Consider the following 4,071-nt stretch of genomic DNA (forward strand, 5'->3'; position numbering starts at 1 on the left):
CGCGGGCCTCNCGCGGTCCCGGCCCCGCAGCATGGACCACGCGCCCGTCGCCGCCACGCAGAAGCTGGTGGTGACGTAGGCGGCCAGGACCATGTGGGGGAAGCGGACCCAGACGACCCCGTTGAAGAGGATCGCCCACCAGTCGGTCGGCACGAACACGCCGTCCGGCCGCAGGGCGAAGCCGGTCGGATACTGCATCCACGAGTTGTTCACGAGGATCCAGAACGACGACAGGCTGGTGCCGAGGCAGACCATCAGGCAGGCGAACAGGTAGAACCAGCGCGGCACCCGCCGCCGGCCGAACATCAGCACGCCGAAGAACGAGGCCTCCAGCGCGAAGGCCGTGAAGCTCTCGTAGCCGAGAAGCGGCCCCTGGATCGGCCCGGTGCGGCGGGCGAGCTCGCTCCAGTTGGTGCCGAACTGGAACGCCATGACGATGCCGGAGACGACCCCGAGCCCGAAGGCGACCGCGAAGATCTTGAGCCAGAAGTCGAACAGGCGGTCGTAGACCGGCTCGCCCGAGATCATCGCCCGCGCCTGGAGGAAGGCGAGCCAGGCCGCCAGCCCGACCGTGAAGGCCGGGAAGATGATGTGGAACGAGACCGTGAAGGCGAACTGGATGCGCGACAGCATCAGGGCGGAGATGTCCATCGTTCCTCTCTCCAGCCGAAGCTTGCCGCTCCGCCGCCCCCGCTCGGGCGCGTCGCACCCTCAGATGTCCACCGGCGGGGCGCGGGGAACCGCGCCTCGCGGAAGTGTCAGACGGTGTCGATCCTCAGGATCGGCGCCGTCTCGGCCCGGCTGCGCCGGCAGGCCTCGGCATCCTGCTTGAGGTCGATGCCGTAGGTCGGGATCACGGCCTTGAGGCGGGGCAGCCAGCCCTCCGGCGTCAGCCGGTCGGCGAAGCACTTCTCCAGCACCTCGACCGCGATGAAGGCCGCCGTCGAGGCGCCCGGCGAGGCCCCGAGCAGCGCGCAGATCGAGTGGTCGGCGGCGGCCACGAGCTCGGTGCCGAATTCGAGGTAGCCCTCCTCCAGCGGGTTCGACTGGCCGGTCGGCTTGATCGTCTGCACCCGCTGGCCGGCGACCGCCGACGTCCAGTCCTGCTTCAGCGCCTTGGGGAAGAACTGCTTCAGGGTCGCGAACTGGTGGTCGGAACTCTGGAGCACCTGGCCCACGAGGTACTCGGTCAGCGCGACGTTGTCCTTGGCGACGTCGAGCAGCGGCACGATGTTGTGCGGGGTCAGCGCGGTGAACAGGTCCGTGAGCGCGCCGTGCTTGAGGAAGCGCGACGAGAAGCCCGCATAGGGTCCGAACAGCAGCGAGCGCTTGCCGCCGATGATGCGGGTGTCGAGGTGGGGCACCGACATCGGCGGCGAGCCGGAGGCCGCCTTGCCGTAGACCTTGGCGTGGTGGCGCGCGCTGACCGCGTCGACGTCGCAGCGCAGCCAGATGCCGGAGACCGGGAAGCCGCCGTAGCCGCGCCCCTCCGGGATCTTCGAGGCCTGCAGCAGCGGCAGCGAGCCGCCGCCCGCGCCGATGAACACGAACTTCGCCGTCACGGTCTGGCGCGTGCCGTCGTAGGTGTCCTCGACGGTGACGGCCCAGCGGCCGTCGTCGACCCGGTCGAGGGCGACGACCTTCCGGTTGTAGTGCACGGAAAAGCCGGGCTGCGCCGCGAGCTGCTTGACCAGCAGGTGCGTGAGGGCGCCGTAATCGACATCCGTCCCGGTGACGATCCGGGTGGCGGCGATGGGCTCGCCGGGGCCGCGGCCCTCGATGATCAGCGGCGCCCAGCCGGCGATGACCTGCGGGTCCTCGCTGTACTCCATGCCGTGATAGCAATGGTGCGCCGACATCGCGGCATAGCGCGCCTTGAGGAACGCGACGTTCTCGGCCCCCCAGACGAAGCTCATGTGCGGGCAGGGATGGATGAAGGCGCGGGGATCGGGGATCGCGCCCTTCCGCACGAGATGCGCCCAGAGCTGGCGCGAGATGTCGAACTCGGTGTTGACCTCCAGGGCCTTGGCGATGTCGACGCTGCCGTCGGGGCGCTGGGGCGTGTAGTTCAACTCGCAATTGGCCGCGTGGCCGGTGCCGGCGTTGTTCCAGCCCTCCGAGCTCTCCTGCGCGCAGTCGTGGAGCGTCTCGAACATCGCGATCCGCAGTGACGGCTCCAGCTCCTTCAGGACCGTGCCGAAGGTCGCGCTCATGATCCCGGCGCCGATGAGCACCACGTCGGGAGTGTCGTCGTCGCTTAGGCCGGCCATCGCGGAACTCCTGGCACCGGTTCGGGGGAACTCACTGGGCGTTCGGGAGGAAGGGCAGCCGGGCCTCGGCGCCGGGGGCGAGGATCACGTAGGCCCGGCACCAGGGCTCGTCGTCGACGAGGCGCCAGGAATGGCCGGAGCCGGCCGTGTCCTCGGCGATGAGGATGTCGCCGGGGCGAATCGTGAAATGCGCCCCGGCCTTCGTCTGGAAGTCGAGGGTGCCGCGCAGGGTAATGACGAACTGGCGGGTCGGGGCCGTGTGCCACGCGTAGGTGCCGCCGGACTGCGTCTCCCGGAAAGAGATCGAGACCACGTCGGTCGTGCCGCTGAGGATGTCGCCGCGCTCGCCGTGGGGCAGGTCGATGACGCCCTCCGCGAAGTGGGAATTGCCGTCGTCACCGGTCCAGATGCGAACGCAGCGGATCATCGGGCTGATCTCCAGCTTGGGATCGGCGCGTCAGCGCCAGAGGTTGGTCTTGGCGAGGTCGACGATCTCGGTCCCGCGCCCGTCGATTACCGCCTTGGCGAGCCACATCCCGAAGCCCGTCACCTGCTCGAGGCCGACCTTCGGCGGCATCGACAGTTCCTGGCGGGCCGAGACGACGTCGAGGAGAGCCGGACCGTCGTGGTCGAGCAGCGCGCGCATCGCGTCCGGCAGTTCGGCCGGATCCTCGACGCGCCGGGCGAAGATGCCGGCCCCGCGCGCCATGGCGGCGAAGTCCGGGTTCACCAGTTCGACGCCGGTCTCGAGGAAGCCCGCGGCCTTCATCTCCATCTCGACGAAGCCCAGGGTGCCGTTGTTCAGCACCACGATCTTCACCGGCAGCTTGTGCTGGTTGAGGGTCAGCAGGTCGCCCATCAGCATGGCGAAGCCGCCGTCGCCGGAGAACGAGATGATCTGCCGCCCGGGATAGGCCGCCTGCGCGCCGATCGCCTGCGGCAGGGCGTTGGCCATGGAGCCGTGGTTGAGCGAGCCGATCAGCCGGCGCTTGCCGTTCATGGCGAGGTAGCGGGCCGCCCAGATCGTCGGCGTGCCGACGTCGAAGGTGAACACCGCGTCCTCGGAGGCCGCCTCGCTCAGGGTGCGGGCGACGTATTGCGGGTGGATCTTGCCCCCGGGCTTGCCCACCGCCAGGGCGTCGAGCCCGGCGCGGGCCTTGCGGTAATGGGCGAGGCTGTCGTCGAGATGCGCCCGGTCGGTCTTCGCCTGCAGCTTCGGCAGCAGCGCCGCGATCGTCTCCCCGACGTCGCCGATCAGGCCGAGATCGATCCGGCAGTGGCGCCCCAGGCTCCCGGCCCGCAGGTCGACCTGCGCGATCTTGGCGTCCTCCGGGTAGAACTGGCGATAGGGGAAGCCGGTGCCGAGCAGAAGCAGGGTGTCGCAGTCGAGCATCGCCCGGTAGCCCGAGGAGAAGCCGATCAGCCCGGTCATGCCGACGTCGTAGGGATTGTCCCACTCGACGTATTCCTTGCCGCCGAGCGCGTGGACCACCGGCGCCTTCAGCGCCTCGGCGAGCTGCAGCAGCTCCGCGTGGGCGCCGGCGCAGCCGCGGCCGCAGAACAGGGTCACGCGGCCGGCATCGTTGAGCATCCCGGCCAGCGCATCGAGGTCGGCGTCGCGCGGGCGCACCACGGGCGGGGGCGGCACCAGGGCGGCGGAGAGTTCGGGCGCGTTCCCCGGCATGGCCATGAGGCCGACATCGCCGGGGATCACCACCACGGCGACCCCGCGCTCGGCGACGGCGACGCGGATCGCGGTCTCGATCACGCCGGGCAGCTGGGCCGGCGAGGAGACCAGCTC

General features: G+C 70.1%; 4 protein-coding genes. All 4 read right to left on the reverse strand.

The annotated features are described in order from the left end of the window. Positions 1–651, reverse strand: a 651-nt coding sequence (locus I53_RS24435) for a cytochrome ubiquinol oxidase subunit I (RefSeq protein WP_043355604.1), incomplete at its 3' end; no start/stop codon positions are given. Between the two features lie 107 nt (positions 652–758). Then, the gene (gene mqo / locus I53_RS24440; RefSeq protein WP_043355606.1) at positions 759–2,270 is read right to left on the reverse strand and encodes a malate dehydrogenase (quinone); all 1,512 of its coding nucleotides are present in this window, start codon (positions 2,268–2,270) and stop codon (positions 759–761) included. Between the two features lie 31 nt (positions 2,271–2,301). Next, on the reverse strand, positions 2,302–2,697 hold the full coding sequence (locus I53_RS24445) for a hypothetical protein (RefSeq protein ID WP_043355608.1): 396 nt from the start codon (positions 2,695–2,697) through the stop codon (positions 2,302–2,304). Between the two features lie 30 nt (positions 2,698–2,727). Next, the coding region (locus I53_RS24450; protein WP_043355610.1) for a thiamine pyrophosphate-dependent enzyme at positions 2,728–4,071 on the reverse strand (1,344 nt) is incomplete at its 5' end.

Origin of the sequence: Methylobacterium sp. B1, assembly GCF_000333255.1 — a bacterium.
GTDB classification, from domain to species: Bacteria; Pseudomonadota; Alphaproteobacteria; order Rhizobiales; family Beijerinckiaceae; genus Methylobacterium; species Methylobacterium fujisawaense.